The sequence below is a fragment of the Amycolatopsis lexingtonensis genome, from assembly GCF_014873755.1.
Classification (GTDB): domain Bacteria; phylum Actinomycetota; class Actinomycetes; order Mycobacteriales; family Pseudonocardiaceae; genus Amycolatopsis; species Amycolatopsis lexingtonensis.
The window spans coordinates 10,674,111-10,695,790 of record NZ_JADBEG010000001.1; the positions used below are offsets into that span (position 1 = coordinate 10,674,111).

A 21,680-nucleotide genomic window follows, 5' to 3' on the forward strand; every position below is an offset into this window, starting at 1 on the left:
CCCTCGGCCCGGGGTCAGACGGTGATCTTGTCGAGGTTCGGGCCGCCGTTGGCGGTCGTCGCCGTCGCCTTGATCTTGGAAGTGCCCGCGGGGAGGGTGACCGGGACCGTGACGGTCTGCCACGTGTCCCAGTTCCCGGTGCCGCCGAACGCCACCCCGGACGCCACCTTCGTGCCGTTGACCGAGATGTCCATCGGCCGGTTCGCCGTGGTGCCGTTGGCGAACCGCAGGACGACGTTCGCGCTGCCCGCCGCGGCCGCCGTCACCGAGAACTCGACCGCGCTGCCGGTCGCGTTGTCGTAGTTGACGAACCCGCTGCCGGTGTAGCCGAGGTGGTTGGACTCCGCGACGCCGTTCGTGATGGTCGCGTCCTCGGCTTGGTAGTCGGCCGGGTTGCCCGGGGTGACCGTGCCGTCCGCCGGGATCGTCTTCGTCCCGGTGTTCCAGCCCGCGACCCGCACGGACGGCTTGGCGCCCTTGAGGTCCGCGGTCCGGTACGTCGCCGTCAGCGTCGTCGACTCGCCGGGCCACAGGCTGACCTGGTTGTCGGTCCACCGCACCGGCAGCACCGGCGCGCCCGCCGCGCCGACCACGTGCGCGTCGACGAAGAACGCCGGCACCTTGCCGGACGCCGGGTTCGTCAGCGTCACCTTGGTCGTCGTGGTGCCGTCGCCGTTGGTGGTCGTGGTGGCGGTCGACCCCAGCGAAACCTGGGCCAGGCCGTTGAGCCCGGACAGGTCGGCGTACGTCGTCTGCGGCGTGTAGTACCAGTCGCTGTTGCCCCAGTCGAGCGTGTCGGCCTTGGTGGACAGCCAGTACACGTTCCGGCTGACCTCCTTGCCCGAGGAGTCGGTGAGGACCAGCTTCGCCAGGTACGTCGTCGACAGCCCGCTCACCGAGCCGATGGTCAGCGCGGTCGTCTTCGCGCCGTCACCGCCCACGGACACGGCCTTGGACTGGTTGAATTTCTCTGTCCCGTCCAGGTTGTAGAGCTTCACGGACGCGGTGAGGCCCGACGCCGCGTCGTGGTTGTGGTTGACCACCACGACGGACTTGGTGTCGTAGGAGTACTGGATGTGCAGCGGCTCGTTCGCCTTCTTGGCCCCGAAGTAGGAGCCGTTCTGGTCGAGGTAGGCGTCGAACAGCTGCCAGTGCAGCGACGTCCAGCCGCTGTTGAGCATCCAGTAGATGATGCCGGTGGCCGGGTTCGAGCTGTCGCTGAAGTTGCGCGAGTGCGACTCGAACTCGGCACGGACGTTCTCGTACTGCGCCAGCTGCGCCTTGCGGACGAAGTCGTCGAGGCTCGCCGGCTTGCCGTAACGACCGGTCAGCGCGTCGCCGAAGAGCTTCAGGTTGGCGAACGTCGAGGACGACGACCGGTGGTACTGCGGGCTCGACGGGCTCTTCCACATCGTGTCGAGCTCGCCCGCGGACATCATCCGCTTCAGCGTGTCCATGGTCGGGATGTCCGGCCCGGCACTGGTTTCGGAGTTGAAGCTCCACGCGCCGCCGAGGTCGGTGTGCGCCTTGTCGTACCAGTAGTTCGGCGGCACGTAGTCGTACGGCCCGTTCATCTTCATGCCGGACGAGCCGAGCTGCGGCGACGACTTCGCCGACGCGGCCGGGACGATCGGCGTGGGCCAGTCCGCGGCGCTCAGCGCGTCGAGGTAGTTCTTCTCGATGGTCGCGTCGGGCGCGAAGTCACTGCCGATGAGGAAGGAGATGACGCTCGGGTGGTCGCGCAGGCGCTCGGCCTCCGCGGTCATCGACGCCTTGGCGACCGGGTAGTCCGCGGCCGTCCACGGGTCACCCTTCTCCTCGCCGTTGACCTGGCCCTCCCACTTGTCACAGCACTCCCAGCCGGGCAGCGTCAGCACGCCCATCCGGTCGGCGAGGTCGAAGAACTCGTCCGGCTCGATGTGCCCTTCCAGGCGCACGGTGTTGAGCCCGAGGTCCTTGACGTAGGCGAGCTTGTCGGCCGCGTACTGCTCGTTCCAGCGCAAGAACAGGTCCGGCGAGTAGCCGCCGCCCTTGATCAGCAGCGGGCGCCCGTTGATCGTGTACGCCCGGCCGCCGCTCGAGTTCTTGTTGGCCGTGACCTGGCGGACGCCGAAGCTCGAGTGCGAGGTGTCCGACGCCGTCCCGCCGACGGCCGCGGTCAGGTCGAGGTCGTAGAGCGGCTGCCCGCCCATCCCGGCCGGCCACCAGACCTGCGGGTTGTCGATCCCGATCGCCGGGAAGGTGACGGTCTTCTTCTCCTTCGCCGCCAGGCTCACCGTCTGGCTGATCGGTTTGCCGGCGACCGTGCCGGAGACGGTCGTGGACACGGCGGCCGCGGAGTCGTTGCGGACGTCGGCCTTAACCGTCAGGTCGGCGTGGCTCAGCCCGGTCAGCTTCGTGACGACGTGGCCGCCGCGCAGCGCCACCGGGCCACTGCGCCGGACGAGGACGTCCCGCACGATGCCCATGTTCTGGTCCGGCGGGGTCTGGGCCCAGTCGATCCAGCCCATCGACAGGTCCTTGTTCGGGTCGTTCGGGTAGACCTTGAACGCGACGCTGTTCGTGCCCGCCTTGACCAGCGCGGTGATGTCCAGGTCGTGGCGGGTGTAGGCGCCGGTGACCTGCGTCTTGTCGGCGACGCGCGTCCCGTTGACCCAGACGTCGGCCTTGGACAGCACGCCGCTGAAGTCGAGGTAGGTCCGCTGGGTGGTGTCGGCGACGGTGAGGTCGGTGCGGTACCACCACGGGACTCCGAAGTCCGCCGTGGGCACGTTCTTCATGTTCGTCGAGTAGAACGGGTCGGCGTACTTGCCGTTGGCCAGCAGGCCGGCGTAGACGGTCGAGCGCGGGCCGACGGGGTACCAGCCGGCGGTGCTGTACCCCGGCTTGGAGACCGCCGAGTCGTCGCTGACCTGCGCCGACGTCTGGATCAGGAAGCCGGGGACCGCGGTCGCCGGCCCCGCGGCCGCGACCACCGCCTTCGCCGGTTCCTGCCCGGTGGCGGCCGGGGCGGCCGCCCCGCTCACCGCGACGGCCAACGCGACCGCCGACAGCAGTGTCGTCCGTGTTCTTCTCTGCCGATGACTCACTAGCGCGCCTCCTAGGCACCGCGGCGGCGAGGGACGGGGTTTTCGTTAGTAAAGTTCCCTAACAATTGCGGACGATCGTAGCGGGCCGATCACGCGGAGAACAGGGGCGTTCCGGTCAGACCCGGGCGGCCTGCCAGGCCGCGGCGGCGCGCAGGGCCAGCAGGAGCGGCAGGGAACCGTCTTCCCAGAGACGTTGAGGAAGTGCTTCGCTGAGCGGGACACCGGCAGCCAGCGCGGCGCCGATCGCGGGGAGGTCGACGTCGAAGAGCGTCAGGCCGGCGCTGTAGAGCCGTTCGCCGCTGACCGGACGGCGCCGGGCGACCTCCGCGCTGCCGACGGCCAGCTCGGTCAGCCCGAAGAACTCGGGCTTGGCGCCGCGGTCCATCCAGCGGGCGAACCCGACGACCTTCGTCTCGCGGACGTCGGCGGGGGTGAGGCCGCTTTCTTCGCACAGCTCGCGCTCCATCCCGGCGCGGATCGCGGTGTGCAGGAACCGCCGCGTGCCGCCGTCCGGCGTGCGCAGGTCGCGGGGTTCGAGCGAGCCGCTGCCCGACGGCGCGAGCAGCAGCCCGCTCACGGCGTTGAGCGCCGACTGCCGGACGGTGAGCAGCTTGCCGTCGGTGGTGAAGGCGACCGTGGAGACCCCGACGTGGTCGGCCAGCGAGCTGCCGCTCAGCTCGCGCAGCGCGCCGGCGGAGTCGGTGAGCTCGGCCTTGCGCAGGTCGTACTCCTCGCCGGTGTCGGTGCGCGTGATGCGGAGCGTGCCGAGCTCGTTCGAGCAGACGGCGTCGAAGAACCGGGCGCGGTGCAGCCGGATCGGCGCGGGCCGTGCCCCGGCGGCGGGCAGCGGGTCGCCGCGCATGCCGATGACGGGGCCGTTGAACAGCAGCCGGCCGCGGGCCCGCAGCGGGAGGACGTGCGGCGCGGTCGCCTTGAGGGAGGGAGGCAACCGGTAGGGCTCTTCGGCGACCTCGACGGTGTGCCGCTCGGTCCAGAGCTCGCGGTCGATCGCGGCACTGACCAGCGCGGTTCCCCGGGCGGGCACGGCGAGGTACTCGGCTTCCGGGTAGGCGGCGGGCGGCGGCAGCTCCGCGGCCGGGAAGGGCGCGGCGATGGCGGTGAACTCGAACCCGGCCCACCGGCGGCGCAGCAGCCGCACGTCCCGGGTGAAGGTGGCGACGCCGAGGGCGAGCGCGACGACCGAGAGCACCACGCCGATGGCGCTCGGCAGGATGGTGACGACCCCGAGCAGCACCCCGAGACCCGACGCGGCGAGCGGCCATTCCCGGGCGCCGAGGAAGCCGAGGTAGTCCGCTTTGGCGCGGGCGCGGCGCGTCAGTTTTCCCATCGCCGCACTGTTTAGCACGACGGCGGTGGTGCGCGGGGCGGGTTTCAGGCTTCGGCGTCGAGGTAGACCCAGTGGCCGTCGTCACGCCGGAAGCGGCTGTTCTCTTCCAGGAAGCCGTCGCGGCCGCGGTGACGGTAGTGCGCCCGGAACTCGACGGTGCCTTCGGTGTGCAGCAGGCCCCCACCGGTGCGGCCGAGGATCTCCAGCCGCGTCCACTCCTGCCCGGGATCGAAGTCGAGCCGCCGCGGCCGGGTGTCCGGGTGCCAGGTCCGCAGCAGGTACGCGGTGTCGCCGACGGCGAAGGCGCTGAACCGGGACCGCATCAGCAGTTCGGCCGTCGGCGCGGCGAGCGCACCGCCGTGGAACCGGCCGCAGCAGGCGGCGTAGGACTCGGCGAGACCGCACGGGCAGGAGGCGGGAGGCACCGGTGAATTGTGCCACGACCGTCCACTGGGGACTAACGGCGTCACGGCGCCGGGAACTCCACCGCGTCTTGGAGCACGACCGGGTCCGGGCGGCCGCCGCTCGTCGCCTCGGGGGTCCCGTCGCGATCGGTCAGCTTCCGCAAGTCACGGGCTTCAGCGGCCTTCGGCATGCGGACCCAGGCGATCGTACGACCACGGTGTTCCGGCCCCCTGCAGCGTCCGCGAGAGCGCCTTCGCGTTCGGCCAGTTTCTTGATCGTCTTGAGGCCGAGGCGCTTCATCGCGTCCTCGTGCCGGCCCTTGCGGGCCGATTCCTTGCTCGAACTGCGGGCCTTGAGGGACGATCCGCCGCCGGACCCGACCGAGGCCGTGCCGCCGCCCGCGCTCAGCGCGGTACCGCCCGCGGCAGCGGCACCGACGACCGCGGCGACGAGCAGGGCGGCCCGCCCTTTCTTCGGTTTGTCGTCCCCGAACGGCCGCGGCTTGCCGCCGACCATGCGCACCATCGTGAGATCCCGTTCCCTCCCCGGTCCGGAAGGGTCCGAGTCTGCGACGGAACCACGACGGGTGGAACACCGATCGCCCGAACGGCGCAGCGATCATCCACTCCGGACTAACCGGCGTTGACCGGCTTCCCCGACTCCCGCGCCTCCTGCGCCCCGCGCACCGCGAGCCGGTCGGCGCGTTCGTTCTCCGGGTGGCCCGCGTGGCCCTTGACCCACAGCCATTCGACCTGGTGCTCGCCGATCGCCGCGTCGAGGCGCTGCCAGAGGTCCGCGTTCTTGACCGGTTCGCGGGCCGCCGTCTGCCAGCCGTTGTTCTTCCAGCGGGGCAGCCACTGCGTGATGCCGTTGCGCACGTACGTGCTGTCGGTGAACACGCGCACCTGCGACGGCCGAGTCAGGGTCTCCAGTGCCCGGATCGGCGCGGTCAGCTCCATCCGGTTGTTCGTCGTCGGCGTGGCTTCGCCGCCGTACAGCTCGCGCTCGTGCTTGCCGTAGCGCAGCACCGCGCCCCAGCCGCCCGGTCCGGGGTTCCCGCTGCACGCGCCGTCGGTGTAGATCTCCACGTCCACGCCGGGGACCCTATCGGTTCCGGCTCTCGCCCAACGCCGCCACGCCGGGTTACGGTGGGCATCCGGAGCGGAGCGGGGATTCTGGCGATGAACGGGCACGACGACACGGCGGACGGGGCGCTGCTGGCCTACCTCGCCGACACCGATCGCGAGTACCTGCTCGCCAGGGGCACCCGGCGGCGGTTCCGCGCGAACGACGTCGTGCTCATGGAAGGCGACCCCTCCGACCACGTCCACGTGCTGGTTTCCGGCTGGGTGCGGGTTTCCGCGATCGTCGAGGACGGCCGCGAGGTGCTCTTCGGGCTCCGCGGCCCCGGCGAGGTGCTCGGCGACCTCGCGGCCGTGACCGGCCGGCCGCGCACGGCGTCGGTCCGCGCGATCGAACCCTGCACCGTCTTCCAGCTGACCGGGGCGCAGTTCATCGACGTCCTGCACGCCCGCCCCGAGATCGCCATCGCGACGATCAAGACCGTCGCGGCCCGGCTCCGCAACGCCGAGTCCGCCCGCGTCGATTCAGCGGCCCTCGACGTCACCCGCCGGGTCGCGGTGCACCTGCTCCGGCTGGCCGAAGAGCACGGGCGGTCCGTCCCGGAGGGCGTGGTCATCGAGGCCGCGCTCTCGCAGACCGACATCGCCGCCCAGGTCGGCGCCGCCCGGCGGACCGTCGCCCGCGCGCTGCGCGTGCTGCGCGAGCGCGGCATCGTCGAGACCGGACGGCGCCGGATCCTCATCCGCAAGCTGCGCGTCCTGCAGGCCTTCGCCCGTTCTGAGCCAAACGGCACACAAGGGCAGTGACAGCGGGCATCTGACGACCGCCGCGACCCGGCGATGCTGGAACCCGGCCGGGAAAAGAAATGCGATGCCACCGGCCGGATTTCAGTGAGACTTATTCAGCCGTCGCCCGCCGCATGACAATCGTGCTGGCCAGCGGTCCGTACGGGGGACGCGGCGGGCTAACCAGAATAAGCCTCATTCTCGAGCGAGGTCGGGGAGTGCTCGTCGTGAACGTCCATTGCAAGATTTCGACCCTGGTGAAATCGGTCTTCGCCGCGTTCGTGGCCGGTGCCGTCGCGGGATTCGCCGTGGCTGCCGGAAACGCGGTGGGGCCCGCCACTCCGGCGTTCCACGACTCCGCGTCACTGTCCGCCTCGGCCTGGGTGCTGCGATGAGGGAGGTGTGTGTGATGGAAAGCCACTCGATCTGGGCCCTGATCTTCGGGGCCCGCTGACCCCGCGGTGGGAACCCGGCCGGCCGGCACGCGGGGGGCCGGCCGGCCGGGCATTCCGCGAATCCCGTGTCCGGGATTTGTCACGTCACTCCCGCCCGTGGCCGCTGGTAATGTGAAAGCTCTTTCCACCGGCGGCGCGGAGGGGGGTGGGATGACGTCGGAGAACTCGTTCCCGTTCGTGCGCGAACTGAACGAACTGCGCCGCGGCCGCGGGCTCGACGCGGCCGACCTGCACCAGCGGATCGGCCCCTGCCTGCGAGCGGCCTGCGAGATCGCCGACGACGACCCGCCCGCCGCCGCGCGGCACAAGGTCGTGCTGCGGCTGACCGAGCTGTGCGGCCGGCTGCCCGGTGACCTGCGGCTGGCCGCGCTGGCTGCCCTCGGCCTGCACGAAGAGGCTGCCGGCGAGTTCCTCGACCGCCGGATCTCGTGGCTGGCCAGCGTCCTCGACCGCGACCCGCGCACCGCGCGCCGCCGGATCGACCTCGCGTTCCGCCGGCTCGACGAGCTGCTCGGCGCGCCCCAGCGCGAGCGTGACCTGCACCCGCTGGCCGGCTGGTACGTCGAGTCGATGAAGGCGATGCTCCGGCTCGACCGCGACCCGCCGGACCTGCAGGAGGAACGCCGGATCGTCGCGGAGGTCGACGAGCTCGACGAGCTGGTGCTCTCGTTCAGTGCCCCCGCCGACCCGGGTCTCGACCCGGTCCCCGCCATCACCGCGGACGTCCTGTTCGGCGGCGAAATCGTCGAAGCGCGCCAGGTTTCGGCGAGCCACGCCCAGTTCATCATGCGGTTGCCGAGCCCGTTGCGGCTCGGGCAGCGGCACGAATACGGCATCCGCTTCGCGCCGCAGCGCTCTTCGCTGCGGCCGTACTACGTCATGACCCCCTTGCGCCGCTGCGAAAAGTTCTCGGTGCGGGTGCGGTTCGACCGCGACGGGCCACCGGCGCGGGTGTGGCGGCTCAACGGCGTACCCGGCCGCGTGATCGACGACGGCACCGACTCCGGCGACGCGCTGACGGTCAACAGCCTCGGCGAGGTCGGGCTCGAGTTCCACGACCTGCACCAGGGGCTCAGCTACGGGCTGCAGTGGTCGTCCGATCCCGGCGCGGGCTGAGCCGGCCGTGCGCACCGACCCGGTGACCGCGACCGTCGTCCGGCTCGGGATCGTCGCGCCGAGCCGGGGCCGGACGGCTCGCGCGGTCCACCTCGGCGTCACCCTCGACGCGGTGCTGGACGAGGTGTTCGAGCGCGTCCCGGTGCCCTACCGCACCCCGACGTGGTTCCGCCGGGCCGAGGGCGACGCCACGACGTTGATCATCCCGCCGACTGTGCCGCGCGGCTGGATCGCGGCGGACCTCGTCGCGCTGCTGGCCGGGGCGCTGCGGCGCCGCAACCGCCACCTCAACGAGTTCGGCAAGCTCCGGCTGCGGGTGGCCGCCGACCACGGCGACGTCGTGCTGCGCCCGCCCCACTTCGGCGGCGCGGCGGTGGCGCTGGCGACCTGGCTGTGCGCGGCCGAAGAGCTGAAGGCGGCGATCGCGGCGGCGCCGGAGCTGGACCTGCTGCTGATCGTCTCCGACCGCTTCCACGCCGCCATCGCCGACGACCCGGGCTACCGGCGGATCGTCGTCCCGGCCGGCGGCGAGCGCGAAATCGCGTGGCTGGGCCCGGGTCCGGATACTGGGACGCGGAATACCGGCGCCGGCGGCGGGTTGGCACCGTCGTAGCCGACGGGAAGGGGTCCGCGATGAGCACGTTCACGCAGGAGTGGCAGGACTGGAAGACCCAGCGGGAGGCGGACCTGGCGGCCCCGCACGGCTGGCTGGCGCTGGTGTCGCTGGACTGGCTGACCGAGTCCCCGCGCGAATACCCCGGCATCCCGGGCCGCTGGTGGCAGGACGCGGACGCGGCGTACGTCGACCCGGCCGGCGCTTCGCTGACGCACGAGGGCGCGCCGATCACGGAGGTCCGCCGGTTCGAGCTGTTCAACAGCGGCGCGGGCACCCGGGTGCTGGCGGGCGACGTCGAGATCGAGGTGGCCCGCCGGTCCGGGTACCTGATCCGCGTGCACGACCCGAAGGCCGAGGTGCTGCGGGAGTTCCACGGCATCCCGGCGTACGAGCCGTCGGAGTCGTGGGTCCTTTCGGGGCGCTTCGAGCCGTTCGACGAGCCGCGCCCGACCACGGTGGGTGCGGTGGTGGAGGGCCTGAGCCACGTCTATACGGCGCCGGGCGTGGTCCGGTTTTCCCGGGACGGGGAATCGCACACGCTGACGGCGTTCAACGGCAAGGACGGCGGCTTGAGCATCCTGTTCACCGACGAAACCAGCGGCGTGACGACGTACGCGGCGAACCGCTCGCTGCCGGTCGGCGCGCCGGCAGCGGACGGTTCGGTGACGCTGGACTTCAACCGCGCGGTGAACCTCCCGTGCGCCTTCACGGACTTCGCCACGTGCCCCCTCCCGCCGGCCGGCAACAACCTGCCGTTCGCGGTGGAGGCGGGGGAGAAGATCCCGTACGAGCGCGGCTAGGAGGCCACGTCGATCACGACGCGGTTGGGCGCGGTGAGCGTGAAGACGTTCACCGCGGTCCGGGTCCGCACCCCGAGCCCGACGGAGAGGTGCGCCTCGAAGTCCCCGGTGACGGCGACGGCCATGACGTTCCGCAGATTCCGCGTCCGGAACTTCTGCGGCCCGGTGTAGGTCGGGTTCCCGGCGGCATCGTGCGCGGCGGCCGGCGTGGCGGTGACGTTGACGAAGTATTCGCCGGTGAGCCAGACGATTTCCCCGCTCGGGTCGGCGGTCAGCTCGTCGAGGAGCTGGCAGCTGACGGTGGGCGCGGGGCCGGAGCTGAGGTCGAGCACGATCCGGTCGAAGCCGGTGTTGAGGCCAGTGCGGATGTTCGTCATGGCCGGGATGACGGGATCGGCGGCTTGGGCCGGCCCCGCGGCGGCCGCGAGGCTGCCGGCGATGAGGATGGTGAGGGCGGCGAGCGCGCGCCGTGTGGGTCTGGACATGTGGGCCTCCTGGCGGAGAGAACCGGTGGAAGTCCCAGCGCTGGGTCTGCTGGGGACGTCCGGTTCGCCGGGGAGTTGCCCTGACGTCCGTTATCGTTACCCGGCTGCTCCGACCGGGTCAGCCGCGGAGATCCCGGGGCTTGAACCACTTCGGGCGGTGACCGGCTTTCGCGCAGGCGGCGAGAAGACGGGTGAAGGCCGCCGCGACGGGGGTGAAGTCGAGGTCTTGCCGGACGACCGGCCGCCCGGCCGCCACGTCGACGAAGGCCTGGGAGAGCGCGAGGGCGTCCCGGCGCAAGGCGAGCACGAGGCTGCTCAGGCTGGGGGTCGCGCTGCCGATGACGTCGTCGGCAGCCCCCGACCCCCCGATGCCGGCGAGGTCCACCAGCCGGCGGGCCATCGTGACCGCTTCGATGTTCACCTTCCCGGCGCTTCGCATCGCCCTCGCGTACGTCGGGTAGAACTTCTTCCCGTACTCGTCCACCTGCCGGTACAGGACGCGGTCGGCGGCCTCGCGGGACATCGTCGCGCCCGACGACGACGGCAGATCGTCGAGACTGAACCAAGCGGGCGTGTGCCCGCCGTCCAGGCCGGCGATGACCAGGTCGAAATAGGCGTTGACCACTTCCGTACCGGCCGCGTTGCAGTCGGTCATCGGCCGGGACCGGTCCTTGACGAATTCGGCGAGCAGGAGAACGTACCGGGAAGCGGCGTCGATCAGCGCGTCGGCTTTTTCCCGGAGCGGGTGCGCCAAGCCGGTGATCAGGCCACGGTCCTGTTCTTCCCCGTCGCTGCCCAGCTTGGTGAGTTCGAGGACCTGCGAGACGAGTTCCGCGAAATCGATCTCGAGGTGGCCGTCGTTCGCCATGAAGCGGACGAAGGTGGGGTAGAACGGTTTCCCCTTCCGCGCGAAGTCGTCCCACAGCGCGCGATCGGGCGGCGTCGTGTCCCGCCCGGGGTGGATGTGGATGTCCCCGGCGACGTGACCGGCCTGGACAACGGTGCCGGAAACGAGGCCGGTCACTTCGTTGTGGTTCACGGAGCCGCCGTCCGGTCGTGCCGGTGTCCGGCCGCTCCCACCGGCTCCCGCGTCAGGTGCTCGAGCCGCAGCGGCCAGTCCCAGCCGAACCGCTCGTCCAGCAACCCCACCAGCCGTGCCCCGTCGACCAGCTCGATCCGCCCGGTCTTCGCCGCCAGTTCCACGGCCGCCCGCGTGAACGTGCTCGCCGTGACCACGACGCCCTCGCCCAGTGACCGGACCACGTCCACCCCCACCGGCTTCTCCCGCCGGGAGACGGCCAGCACTTCCGCGCCGGTGCACACCGACCCGGCCAACCGAGAGAACTCCCGCGGACCAAGCTCGCCGAGCAGCTCTCGCCGCGCATCCACGGACGAAGGAAGCCCGATGTACCGCGCCCGGATCAGCGCCTCCGCATCATCGGTCGCGTGCGCCACCGCCGTCGGCATCGACCGCGCGTGCGCCACCAGGTACGCCTCCGTCGCCTGCAACGCCGAGTGCGGGTGGTCCGGCAGGAGATCCAGCACCCACCGGATCCCGGCCCACGGCGGCTGGTCGGTGCGGTTCGCGTAGTACGCCTCGATCCGCCGGAAGTGGGGATCGCCGTCCGTGGCGCCGGTGGCCCGGGCCGAGGCCAGCCGCGAATGGTCGTCAGGCGTGGTGCAGGCGGGCATCAGCAGGTGGCGAAGCACCAGGTCGAACTCCGCGTCCGGCCGGTCCGCCGCCGTCGCGACGAACTCGTCGCGGGTCTCGTCGTCCGGGAAGCTCCAGACCCGCTTCAGCACCGTGCTGGCCGTGCTGTCCGCGTACGCGCGCAGCTCGGCCAGCCAGGTCTCCAGGCTCGGCGAATCAGCTCTCATCGGGTCACCAGCCGCGCTCGCGCCACTCCTTCAGCTTCGCCCGCTCGGCGCCCAGCGTCGAGTCGTCGCCGTGGCCCGGGTAGAACCACGTCTCGTCCGGCAGCTCGCCGAAGATCCGCGTCTCGACGTCGTCCAGCAGCGACGCGAAGTCCTCCGGTGACGTCGTCCGCCCCACGCCGCCCGGGAAGAGGGAGTCGCCGGTGAACAGGTGGGGGTGGCCGGCCGGGTCGCGGTAGAGCAGCGCGATCGAGCCCGGGGTGTGGCCGCGCAGGTGGATCACCGACAGGGTGACCTGGCCCACCGACAGCGTGTCGCCGTGCTCGACCAGGAAGTCCGGCGGCACCGGCAGCGGCGAAGCGTCCAGCGGGTGGGCCGCCGTGTTCGCGCCGTTCGCCCCCGCGACCGCGCCCAGCGCCTGCCAGTGGTCCTGGTGCTGGTGGGTGGTGACGACCGTCTTCAGCGCCGGCCGGTCCGGGCCGTGGCCGATCAGGTCGGAGATCCGCTCCGGGTCGTTCGCCGCGTCGATGAGCAGGGCTTCGTTGTCCGCCCGGCACACCAGCAGGTACGTGTTGTTGTCCATCGGGCCGACGGACAGCTTGGTGATGGTCAGCTCGTCCAACGTGCGCCGGGTGGCGTCGCCGCCCGGGTCGACGTGCCCGGTGTAGGTGTCCACGATGTTCACCGTGCACACGGTAGTCGTTTCGCTCCAAGCGGTTCCACCCGCACGAGCGCACGGCCGCCGCGGCACGTAGGCTCACGGCGACCCCCAGCCAGCCCGACCTCAGGACGACCGTGCCCACCTCCCCGACGCCGCGCCGGATCAGCTGGGACCTCCTCCGCGTCGTCGCCGTCCTCGCGGTCATCCTCGGGCACGTCACCCACCAGGGCGCCCTGCTGCACCCCGAACTCACGGGGTACCCCTTCCGGGTGACAGCGCAGTTCGGCGCCGCGATCCTGCTGGTGATCTCCGCCTTCTTCGTTTGCGCCAGCCTCCGCAAGGGCAATCCGCGCCGGTGGCTGTGGAACCGCGTCGCGCGCCTCGTACCCGCGTACCTGGCCGCCGTCCTCGTGACCTACGTCGTGACGCGGTGGGCGGCCATCTCCTTCAGCGGCCTGCCCTACCCGCCCGGGATCACCGGGTTCCTCTTCGGGGTGCCGCAGGGGCCGCCGACGAACCCGTCGCCGTGGTACATCCCGACCTGGCTGGACCTCCTCGCCAACCTCGGCATGGTGCAGGAGTGGGGCATCCGGTCGGAGACGTTCTACTACCTCGACGGCTCCTACTGGACGCTGCCCGTCCAGCTCATGGCCTTCACCGGCGCCGCCCTGCTGTGGCCGCGGTCGTGGCGCACCCACCGGCTGACCGTCGCCCTGCTGTGGGCGCTGATCCTGGTGCCGCTCGCGCTGCGCTTCGTGGTCTTCCCGCCGGGGACGGCGAGCCCGGTCGTCGAGACGTTCTACTACGGCCTCGGCCTGCACCGGCTGCACGTCTTCGCGATCGGCGTCGCGATCTGGCTGTGGGCGCAGCACCGGCTGAAGACGTGGCACGCCGCGCTGTTCGTCTTCGCCGCGGTCGCCGCGCAGGACCTGCAGGTCTTCCCGTTCCACGTCGCGCTGGCGCAGGACGCGCTGCGCTGGCCGTCCACGATCGGGTTCGCCGTGCTCCTGCTGCTGGTCTGCCTGGCCGCCCGCGGCCCGGACTGGCGGTTCCCCGGGCTGGCGCGGATCGCCCCGGCCGTCACCTGGCTCGCGGGCATCTCGTATGGTCTTTATCTGGTGCACCAGGAACTGGGTTACATCCTGGCCCGCGCTCTGCTCGACCTCGGCCTGCCCGGCTGGCTGCGGCTGCCCGCGGTCGTCGGCGCCGCCGTGCTGGCCGGCTGGGCGGTCACCGCGGGGGTCGAACGACCGGCCCACCGGTGGCTCACCAGACGTCGAAAGCCCGAAGAACCGCAGGTCAAGGACGCGGAACCCGTTTTTGTCGGTGGTGGCTCGTAGCATGGATCGCGGCCACCCGTGCACCCTGAAACCGGGTCGGCGACCGCACTGAAGAAGACATTGAGAGGACCCTGGCGTGGCTGATCGCCTCGTTGTTCGCGGTGCCCGCGAGCACAACCTCCGCGGCGTGGATCTCGACCTGCCCCGCGACAGCCTGATCGTGTTCACCGGCCTGTCCGGGTCCGGGAAGTCGAGCCTCGCCTTCGACACCATCTTCGCCGAGGGGCAGCGGCGCTACGTCGAGTCGCTCTCGGCGTACGCCCGGCAGTTCCTCGGGCAGATGGACAAGCCGGACGTCGACTTCATCGAGGGCCTCTCGCCCGCGGTGTCGATCGACCAGAAGTCCACTTCGCGCAACCCGCGTTCGACCGTCGGCACGATCACCGAGGTCTACGACTACCTGCGTCTGCTCTACGCCCGCGCCGGCAAGGCGCACTGCCCCAAGTGCGGCGAGGCGATCAGCAAGCAGACCCCGCAGCAGATCGTCGACCAGGTGCTGGAGATGGACGAAGGCGTCCGCTTCCAGGTGCTCGCGCCGGTGGTGCGCGGGCGCAAGGGCGAGTACGTCGACCTGTTCGAGAACCTGCAGCAGCAGGGGTACGCGCGCGTGGTCGTGGACGGCACGGTCCACTCGCTGACCGACCCGCCGAAGCTGAAGAAGCAGGAAAAGCACCAGATCGGCGTGGTGATCGACCGGCTGAGCGTCAAGTCGAGCTCGCGCCAGCGCCTCACCGACTCGGTCGAGACGGCGCTGCGGCTGGCCGACGGGCTGATCGAGCTCGAGTTCGTCGACCTGCCGGAGAACGACCCGCACCGCATCCGCGGCTTCTCCGAGAACCTCGCCTGCCCCAACGGCCACCCGCTGGCGATCGAGGACCTCGAGCCCCGCTCGTTCTCCTTCAACTCGCCCTACGGCGCCTGCCCCGAGTGCACCGGCATCGGCATCCGCAAGGAGGTCGACCCGGAGCTGGTGGTCCCGGACGACGAGCTTTCGCTGGCCGAGGGCGCGATCGCGCCGTGGTCGGGCGGCCAGAGCGCGGACTACTTCATCCGCCTGCTCGAGTCGCTGTCGGAGACCATCGGCTTCCGGATGGACACGCCGTGGCGGCGCCTGCCGGCCCGCGCCCAGAAGGCCGTCTTGCACGGCGTCGACGAGCAGGTCCACGTCCGCTACAAGAACCGTTACGGGCGCCAGCGCTCGTACTACGCGGCCTTCGAGGGCGTCATCCCGTTCCTAGAGCGGCGGCAGGAGCAGACCGAGTCCGAGTACATGCGCGAGCGGTACGAGGGCTACATGCGCGAGGTGCCGTGCCCGGCCTGCCAGGGCACCCGGCTCAAGCCGGAGATCCTCGCCGTGACGCTGGCGCACAAGACCCGCGGCGACATGTCGATCGCCGAGGTCTGCGCGCTGTCCATCGCGGAGGCGTCGCAGTTCCTCGACGAGCTGGAGCTGGGGCAGCGCGAGTCGATGATCGCCGGCGCGGTGCTCAAGGAGATCCAGGCGCGGCTGCGCTTCCTGCTCGACGTCGGCCTGACGTACCTCTCGCTCGACCGCGCGTCGGCCACCCTTTCGGGTGGCGAAGCGCAGCGGATCCGGCTGGCCACGCAGATCGGCTCGGGCCTGGTCGGCGTGCTGTACGTGCTCGACGAGCCGTCGATCGGCCTGCACCAGCGCGACAACCACCGCCTGATCGAGACGCTGACCCGGCTGCGGAACCTGGGCAACACGCTGATCGTCGTCGAGCACGACGAGGACACGATCCGCTCGAGCGACTGGGTGGTCGACATCGGCCCGGGCGCGGGCGAGCACGGCGGCCACATCGTCCACAGTGGACCGTACAAGAAGCTGCTGAAGAGCAAGGAATCGCTGACCGGGCAGTACCTGTCCGGCCGCCGGAAGATCGACATCCCGGCGATCCGGCGCCCGGTCGACAAGAAGCGGCAGCTGACGGTCGTCGGCGCGCGCGAGCACAACCTGCGCGGGCTGGATGTCTCCTTCCCCCTGGGCTGCCTGGTCTCGGTGACTGGCGTCTCGGGCTCGGGCAAGTCGACGCTGGTGAACGACATCCTCGCGACGGTGCTGGCGAACAAGCTCAACGGCGCTCGCCAGGTGCCCGGCCGCCACACCCGCGTGAACGGCCTGAACAACGTCGACAAGCTGGTGCGCGTCGACCAGTCGCCGATCGGGCGGACCCCGCGGTCCAACCCGGCCACCTACACCGGCGTCTGGGACCACGTCCGCAAGCTGTTCGCGGCGACCACCGAAGCGAAGGTGCGCGGCTACCAGCAGGGCCGGTTCTCGTTCAACGTCAAGGGCGGGCGCTGCGAGGCGTGCGCCGGCGACGGCACGATCAAGATCGAGATGAACTTCCTGCCGGACGTCTACGTCCCCTGCGAGGTCTGCAAGGGCGCGCGGTACAACCGGGAAACCCTCGAGGTGCACTACAAGGGCAAGACCGTCTCGGACGTGCTCGACATGCCCATCGAGGAGGCCGCGGAGTTCTTCGAGCCGATCAAGGCCATCCACCGCCACCTGCAGACGCTGGTGGACGTCGGCCTCGGCTACGTCCGGCTCGGGCAGCCCGCGCCGACGCTGTCGGGCGGCGAGGCGCAGCGCGTCAAGCTCGCCAGCGAGCTGCAGAAGCGCTCGACCGGCAAGACGGTGTACATCCTCGACGAGCCGACCACCGGCCTGCACTTCGAGGACATCAACAAGCTGATCGGCGTGATCAACGGCCTGGTCGACAAGGGCAACTCGGTGATCGTGATCGAGCACAACCTCGACGTGATCAAGACGTCCGACTGGATCATCGACATGGGCCCCGAAGGCGGCTCAGGCGGCGGCACGGTGATCGCCGAGGGCACGCCGGAGCACGTCGCCGGCGTCGAAGGCAGCTACACGGGCGAGTTCCTGCGGACGGTCCTCACGGCCGACTGACGGCTCACCGCTCCTTCCCGGTGGTCTGGTGGACCACCGGGGAGAGCGGGCCGTAGTGCAGCGCCCGGAGCCGGAAGGCCGAGTTCTCCTCGCCGGGCAGCAGCGAGAGCGTGCACGTCGTCACGTCCGGGTCGGTCACCTCGACCGGGTCGAAGTCCGGCGCGCCCGGACGGCGGATCTCCACGAGGAACCCGGCCTCGTCCGGTGAGCGGTCGGCCCACGTGAACGTCACCGTGCCGCCCGAAGTCTCGGCGTGCAGCTCCGTCGAGACCGGGCCGGTGAACGGCTGCTCCCGGTAGTAGAACGGCGTCTCCGGGATGAGGTCCGGGTGGTGGTAGCTCGTCGTGTGCGGCGGGAGGAACCGCAGCGTCGTCCACGGGCCGGCCGGGTCGTTCGCGTACTCGACGCGGTGCCCGGCGCCGTCGTCCGGCCAGCTGAGCACCACGTCCGTCGGCGAGGTCAGGGCCGCCGTGAACGACGGCGGGGCGGCGGCACAGCCCGCGGCCAGCAATGCCACCAGCACAAGGGGTTTCACGGACACGGCGGCTCCCGGGAACGGCGGGGGCGGCGTGCGTCCAGCTTAGGAACCGGGCCCGCCCGGCGACAAGATCGTGCCGATCACCGGGACGCACCAATCCACCCTCGCGCCTGCGCCGAATCGCGCGCGATCCCGGCTGAACCGTTCCCGGCGACCGTCCGTGTTACCCGATGTCGAGGTCCGCCGGACGGCGGTGCCGCCCTCACCGAGGAGAGAAACGTCATGAACCGTTCCCGGCCGGTCGTCGCCAGCGCGGTCGCGCTCGTCGCCGTCGCCACGTTGTCCGCCTGCGGTGAGATGGCCGACGGCGCCCAAGGGCCGCAACACGGTGAGCCGGGGCACAAGATGCTCGCGGTCGCGACGATCAACGGGGTCGGGGCCGTGGTCACCGACGCCGACGGCAAGACGCTCTACCGGTTCGACAAGGACCTCTCGCAGCCGCCGACGTCCACCTGCGAGGGCGAGTGCGCGACCGCGTGGCCGCCGCTGCTCGCGGGGGTGGCCACCCCGATGCTGAAGGGCATCCAGGAGACCCAGGTCGGCACGACGACCCGCAAGGACGGCAGCAAGCAGATCACGCTCAACGGCTGGCCGCTGTACGGGTTCTCGGGCGACAAGGCGGCGGGCGAGCTGAACGGCCAGGGTGCCAACGGCACCTGGTTCGCGGTCGCCCCGGACGGCAGCAAGGTGACCGCGGGCGGCAAGGCCGGCGGCTCCGGGTACTGACCACCGACGGATTTCCGGGCAGAACGAGGAAGGACGGGCAGCCGATGAACACCATGGTCGCGCTGCGCTCGGCGCACGCACCGCCGGTGGCCCTGCGGGTTGCAGTACTGTCCTCGCCGACTCAGAACACCGTCGGGAGGACGAGGGTGGCCATAGGAGGCAGGCGGCCTAAGAAGGCCAAGGGCGAGGACTTGATTCGGCAGCTGTACGCCGAACACGGGCGGAGCCTGCTGGCCTACGCGACGAGGCTGACCGGTGATCGGGCGGCGGCCGAGGACGTGGTCCAGGAGACGCTCGTCCGAGCGTGGAAGCACGCGGACGACTTGCAGAACGACGGGAAGGGCTCGGTGCGCGGCTGGTTGCTGACCGTCGCGCGCAACCTGGTCACCGACCGGGCCCGCGCCCGGGCGGCGCGGCCCCAAGAGGTGGCCGAACCGGCCGAAGGCGTGCCGACGCCGGCCGTCGAGCGCGACCACGCCCAGGGCGTGGTCGACTCGATGACGGTGCTCGGCGCGATGGACGGCCTTTCGAACGAGCACCGAGAGGTCCTGGTGGAGATCTACTACCGGGGACGGACGGTGGCCGAAGCGGCGAGAACACTGGGCGTCGCACCGGGTACCGTGAAATCAAGGTCGTACTACGCACTGAGAGCACTGAGAGCAGCGATGATTTCGAGCGGAACGGAGGTGGCGCGATGAACTCGGTCGACGAGAGTCACACGCAGCTCGGCGCGTACGCCCTCGGCGCGCTCGACCCGGCGGAGGCGGCCGACTTCGAGCGGCGGCACCTGCAGACCTGCGCGCAGTGCCGGTTCGACCTGAACGAGCTCGTGGCGTTGCGCGAGTCGCTCGACGAGGTACCGCCCGAGGCGTTCCTCGACGGGCCGCCCGAAGGCGGGGACCTGCTGCTGCAGAAGACCCTGCGCCGGGTGCGCGACGAAGAACAGGCGGCACCCGCCACCCGGTCGACGTCGAGGCGGGGCCTGGCCCTCGTCGCGGCGGCGGTGCTGGTGGTGGCCGCGCTCGGCGGCGGTGTCCTGGTCGGACGGCAGACGGCGTCCAGCGACGTCGCGGTGCCGAGCCAGCCGACGGTGGTACCGGGGACGAAGGACGTCCGGGCGACGGACGCCTCGACCGGCGTGCAGCTGGCCGCTTCGGTGAGCCCGTTCCAGGGCTGGGTCCGGGTGAACGTCGCGGTGAAGGGCGTCCAAGCCGGGGAGAAGTGCCTGCTGCAGGTCACCACGAAGGGCGGCCAGTCGGTGACCGCCGGCAGCTGGCAGGTGTCGGAGAAGTGGGAGAGCCAGGGCTTCTCGCTCGACGGGTCCGCGCTGGTCGCGCCCGACGACGTCAAGTCGGTCGACATCGTCACGGTGGACGGCCGGAAGCTGGTCTCGGCTCAGGTGTGACGGGCTTGGCGGGCGCGAGCTACCGGTTCCGCAGCACGTGGCTGCTGCCGGGAACCGTGCCCGAGCGGGTGTTCGGCGTGGTCACCGACCTCGCCGGCTACCCGCGGTGGTGGTCGGACGTCCGCGCGGTGCGCCGCGTGGACGACGACACCGCCGAACTGGTCTGCCGGTCCCGGCTGCCGTTCCGGCTCGTCGTCCGGATGCACCGGGACCACCAGGACGAGCGCACGGGCCTGATGCGGGTCAGGCTCAGCGGCGACCTCGACGGGGTACTGGCCGGTGCGGTCCGCGCGGCGGGCGCGGGCACACTGCTGGAGATCACCCAGGAAGTCCAGGCTCGCAAGGAGTTGCTGCGGCGCCTCGACGCGGTGGCCCGGCCGCTGTTCCGCGCGAACCACGCGCTGATGATGCGGCGGGGCCACCGCGGCCTTTCTGCCTACCTCGCCTGATCACCCGGCCCCGAGCGCCCCAATGTGGCGTTGGTTGCGTCCAGCGCACCCAATGTGGCGTTCGGTGCGTCAGACGCACCGAACGCCACATTGGGGCGCTTGAGGCGGGTCAGGCGCGACCGGCGGTGCAGACCGCAGGCTCTGCGGCGGGAGCCGGAGCGGGGGCCCGGCGGGTGCGGCGCGCCAGCACCAGTGCCCCCAGCGCCACCGCGGCCACCAGGAAGCCCGCGCTGACGCCGTACGCCAGCCGGAACCCCGCCGCCAGTGCCTCCCGGTGATCGCCGCCCAGGCTCGCCGTGCGGGACGCGGCCACCGAAGCCAGAACCGCCGTGCCGATCGCCGCGCCGACCTGCTGGGTCGTGTTGATCAGGCCCGACGCCACCCCCGCGTCCGACGCCGGGACGTCGGCCATCGCCAAGCCCATCAGCGCCGGGAGCGCCGCACCCGCGCCCAGGCCCATCACCAGCAACGGCGGCAGCACGCCGGTGAAGTAGGAATCCGACACCTGCGTCAGCAGCACCAGGCCGACGATCACCAGGCCGAGCCCGGACAGCAGCACCGCCCGCGGCCCGAAGCGCGCGGTGAGCTTGTCCGCGAAGCCGAGCGAGGCCACCGCGATCACCAGCGGCACCGGCAGGAACGCGACGCCGGTGCGCAGCGCGTCGAGGCCCAGCACCTGCTGCAGGTACAACGCCGTGACGAACTGGAAGCCGAGCATGCCGGCGACCATCAGCACCATCACCAGGTTCGCGCCGGTCACCGCGCGGATCCGGAACAGCCGCAGCGGCAGCAGCGGGGTGCGCGCCTTCGCCTGCCGCAGCACGAACGCGGCCAGCAGGACGACCGCCACGGCCAGCGCGCTCCACACCGCGGACGAAATCGCGTAGACGCCGAGCATCACGGCGCCGGTGACGAGCACCGCGCCGAGCACGTCCAAGCCCGCCCGCAGGCCCGTCCCTGGCTCCGGCGAAACGACCCGGACGGCCAGCAGCAGCGCGGCCACGCCGATCGGCAGGTTGACGTAGAACGTCCAGTGCCAGCTCAGCGCCTGCGTCAGCGCGCCGCCCGCGATCAGCCCGATCGACGCGCCCGCCGCCTGCGTGAAACTGTAGACGCCGATCGCCTTCGCCCGGGCCCGCGGCTCCGGGTACATCGTGACGATCATCCCCAGCACCACGGCCGACGCGAGCGCCCCGCCGACGCCCTGGGCGAACCGCGACACGACCAGCACACCGGCGTCCGACGCGAGGCCCGCGACCAGCGAAGCCAGCGTGAACAGCGTCAGCCCGCCGAGGAAGACGCGGCGGCGGCCGAGCAGGTCGCCGAGCCGGCCGGAGATCAGGAGCAGGCCGCCGAACGCGACCAGGTAGGCGGTGACCACCCAGGCGAGCCCGGCGGGGGTGAACCCGAGGTCGGCCTGGATGGCGGGCAGCGCCACCGCGACGATGCTGCTGTCGAGCACTACCATCAGCGAGGCGGCGCACAGCACCGCCAACGCGAGGCCGCGGGAGCGGGTGGGGTGGTTCTCGGCCATGTGAGGCCCCTCCAGTCGAGTTCCCCCTGGTC

The 21,680-nt window shown here is 71.3% G+C and carries 22 protein-coding genes; 11 read left to right on the top strand and 11 right to left on the bottom strand.

The window, feature by feature from the left end; genetic code table 11:
* Nucleotides 1-14: 14 nt before the first annotated feature.
* From H4696_RS49325 to rnhA, 5 genes are all read right to left on the bottom strand, one after another.
* Complete coding sequence (locus H4696_RS49325) at nt 15-3,089, bottom strand: glycosyl hydrolase 2 galactose-binding domain-containing protein (RefSeq protein ID WP_169734984.1); 3,075 nt, start codon at nt 3,087-3,089, stop codon at nt 15-17.
* Nucleotides 3,090-3,204: 115 nt separating this feature from the next.
* On the bottom strand, nt 3,205-4,437 hold the full coding sequence (locus H4696_RS49330; RefSeq protein WP_086860219.1) for a hypothetical protein: 1,233 nt from the start codon (nt 4,435-4,437) through the stop codon (nt 3,205-3,207).
* 44 nt (nt 4,438-4,481) lie between these two features.
* Nucleotides 4,482-4,862, bottom strand: coding sequence for a YchJ family protein (locus tag H4696_RS49335; RefSeq protein WP_086860217.1), 381 nt, complete (start codon nt 4,860-4,862; stop codon nt 4,482-4,484).
* A gap of 130 nt (nt 4,863-4,992) precedes the next feature.
* On the bottom strand, nt 4,993-5,367 hold the full coding sequence (locus tag H4696_RS49340) for a hypothetical protein (RefSeq protein WP_086860215.1): 375 nt from the start codon (nt 5,365-5,367) through the stop codon (nt 4,993-4,995).
* Nucleotides 5,368-5,474: 107 nt separating this feature from the next.
* Nucleotides 5,475-5,936 carry a ribonuclease HI gene (rnhA, locus tag H4696_RS49345; RefSeq protein ID WP_086860213.1) on the bottom strand — a complete coding sequence of 154 codons (462 nt, stop codon included), beginning with the start codon at nt 5,934-5,936 and terminating at the stop codon, nt 5,475-5,477.
* An 87-nt stretch (nt 5,937-6,023) separates the two neighbouring features.
* On the opposite strand from rnhA, the gene H4696_RS49350 reads away from it, so the two are divergent.
* The 5 genes from H4696_RS49350 to H4696_RS49370 all read left to right on the top strand — a co-directional run bounded on the left by H4696_RS49350 (nt 6,024) and on the right by H4696_RS49370 (nt 9,697).
* Nucleotides 6,024-6,731: a Crp/Fnr family transcriptional regulator gene (locus H4696_RS49350; protein WP_086860211.1), complete on the top strand. Its 708-nt coding sequence runs from the start codon at nt 6,024-6,026 to the stop codon at nt 6,729-6,731.
* Nucleotides 6,732-6,928: 197 nt separating this feature from the next.
* Nucleotides 6,929-7,105 (top strand): hypothetical protein, encoded by a 177-nt coding sequence (locus H4696_RS49355; RefSeq protein WP_158104306.1) that lies wholly within the window; start codon nt 6,929-6,931, stop codon nt 7,103-7,105.
* A gap of 210 nt (nt 7,106-7,315) precedes the next feature.
* A complete protein-coding gene (locus tag H4696_RS49360; protein ID WP_225956037.1) occupies nt 7,316-8,281 on the top strand; it encodes a hypothetical protein in 966 nt (321 codons plus the stop codon).
* Nucleotides 8,282-8,288: 7 nt separating this feature from the next.
* Entirely contained in the window at nt 8,289-8,894 is a 606-nt protein-coding gene (locus tag H4696_RS49365) for a hypothetical protein (protein WP_192782977.1), read from the top strand.
* Nucleotides 8,895-8,914: 20 nt separating this feature from the next.
* A complete protein-coding gene (locus H4696_RS49370; RefSeq protein ID WP_086863885.1) occupies nt 8,915-9,697 on the top strand; it encodes a DUF1684 domain-containing protein in 783 nt (260 codons plus the stop codon).
* Here H4696_RS49370 and H4696_RS49375 read toward each other — a convergent pair.
* The 4 genes from H4696_RS49375 to H4696_RS49390 all read right to left on the bottom strand — a co-directional run bounded on the left by H4696_RS49375 (nt 9,694) and on the right by H4696_RS49390 (nt 12,742).
* Nucleotides 9,694-10,182 carry an AMIN-like domain-containing (lipo)protein gene (locus H4696_RS49375; RefSeq protein WP_086863884.1) on the bottom strand — a complete coding sequence of 163 codons (489 nt, stop codon included), beginning with the start codon at nt 10,180-10,182 and terminating at the stop codon, nt 9,694-9,696. The two genes, H4696_RS49370 and H4696_RS49375, sit on opposite strands and share 4 nt — an antisense overlap.
* A gap of 118 nt (nt 10,183-10,300) precedes the next feature.
* Entirely contained in the window at nt 10,301-11,221 is a 921-nt protein-coding gene (locus H4696_RS49380) for a hypothetical protein (RefSeq protein ID WP_086863883.1), read from the bottom strand.
* Entirely contained in the window at nt 11,218-12,060 is an 843-nt protein-coding gene (locus H4696_RS49385) for a restriction endonuclease (protein ID WP_086863882.1), read from the bottom strand. The genes H4696_RS49380 and H4696_RS49385 overlap by 4 nt, the downstream gene beginning before the upstream one ends.
* Before the next feature lie 4 nt (nt 12,061-12,064).
* Complete coding sequence (locus H4696_RS49390) at nt 12,065-12,742, bottom strand: MBL fold metallo-hydrolase (protein WP_086863886.1); 678 nt, start codon at nt 12,740-12,742, stop codon at nt 12,065-12,067.
* A gap of 110 nt (nt 12,743-12,852) precedes the next feature.
* Here H4696_RS49390 and H4696_RS49395 point away from each other — a divergent pair, with 110 nt between their 5' ends.
* Together H4696_RS49395 and uvrA are read left to right on the top strand one after the other, a co-directional pair.
* Nucleotides 12,853-14,058 (top strand): acyltransferase family protein, encoded by a 1,206-nt coding sequence (locus H4696_RS49395; RefSeq protein ID WP_086863881.1) that lies wholly within the window; start codon nt 12,853-12,855, stop codon nt 14,056-14,058.
* A 76-nt stretch (nt 14,059-14,134) separates the two neighbouring features.
* The gene (gene uvrA / locus H4696_RS49400; protein ID WP_086863880.1) at nt 14,135-16,996 is read left to right on the top strand and encodes an excinuclease ABC subunit UvrA; all 2,862 of its coding nucleotides are present in this window, start codon (nt 14,135-14,137) and stop codon (nt 16,994-16,996) included.
* Nucleotides 16,997-17,000: 4 nt separating this feature from the next.
* Here the strand turns inward: uvrA and H4696_RS49405 are convergent, their stop codons facing one another.
* Nucleotides 17,001-17,537, bottom strand: a complete 537-nt coding sequence (locus tag H4696_RS49405; protein ID WP_086863879.1) for a fibronectin type III domain-containing protein — start codon at nt 17,535-17,537, stop codon at nt 17,001-17,003.
* A gap of 219 nt (nt 17,538-17,756) precedes the next feature.
* On the opposite strand from H4696_RS49405, the gene H4696_RS49410 reads away from it, so the two are divergent.
* The 4 genes from H4696_RS49410 (at nt 17,757) to H4696_RS49425 (ending at nt 20,114) form a co-directional block, all read left to right on the top strand.
* A complete protein-coding gene (locus H4696_RS49410; RefSeq protein ID WP_192782978.1) occupies nt 17,757-18,260 on the top strand; it encodes a COG4315 family predicted lipoprotein in 504 nt (167 codons plus the stop codon).
* A 146-nt stretch (nt 18,261-18,406) separates the two neighbouring features.
* The gene (locus H4696_RS49415) at nt 18,407-18,958 is read left to right on the top strand and encodes a sigma-70 family RNA polymerase sigma factor (protein ID WP_026469270.1); all 552 of its coding nucleotides are present in this window, start codon (nt 18,407-18,409) and stop codon (nt 18,956-18,958) included.
* The gene (locus H4696_RS49420; protein ID WP_086860923.1) at nt 18,955-19,665 is read left to right on the top strand and encodes an anti-sigma factor family protein; all 711 of its coding nucleotides are present in this window, start codon (nt 18,955-18,957) and stop codon (nt 19,663-19,665) included. Before H4696_RS49415 ends, H4696_RS49420 begins: the two co-directional genes overlap by 4 nt.
* Before the next feature lie 5 nt (nt 19,666-19,670).
* On the top strand, nt 19,671-20,114 hold the full coding sequence (locus tag H4696_RS49425; RefSeq protein WP_086860935.1) for an SRPBCC family protein: 444 nt from the start codon (nt 19,671-19,673) through the stop codon (nt 20,112-20,114).
* A gap of 109 nt (nt 20,115-20,223) precedes the next feature.
* Here the strand turns inward: H4696_RS49425 and H4696_RS49430 are convergent, their stop codons facing one another.
* Nucleotides 20,224-21,648: an MFS transporter gene (locus tag H4696_RS49430; protein ID WP_086860925.1), complete on the bottom strand. Its 1,425-nt coding sequence runs from the start codon at nt 21,646-21,648 to the stop codon at nt 20,224-20,226.
* Between the last annotated feature and the right edge of the window lie 32 nt (nt 21,649-21,680).